Here is a 243-nt window from a genome sequence, read left to right on the forward strand (position 1 = left end):
GCCTGGTGCCAGAACGTGATCGCCGAGTCGCGGATGTAGCGCTCCAGCTCGGCGCCGGCGAGCGGGCCGGGCATGGCTTCGCGTTTCAGCAGCGATTTGAAGGCCGGCGCATGGGCGATCTCCCGGGCGATCGCCACCGTCGCCTTCGCCGCGCGCAGGTCGTCCGGGTGCGACAGCGTGTTGGCCTGGATGCGGATGCGGTCGTGCGGATCCGCGCCGGTCAGGTGCAGCGTGCCGCGGCTC

At 72.0% G+C, this 243-nt stretch carries 1 protein-coding gene; it reads right to left on the reverse strand.

The features are described from left to right. The coding region (locus SB719_RS22100; RefSeq protein ID WP_412160024.1) for a GMC oxidoreductase at positions 1-243 on the reverse strand (243 nt) is incomplete at both ends.

It is taken from the genome of Pantoea sp. SIMBA_079 (assembly GCF_046940275.1).
In the GTDB taxonomy this organism is placed as follows: Bacteria; Pseudomonadota; Gammaproteobacteria; order Enterobacterales; family Enterobacteriaceae; genus Pantoea; species Pantoea borealis.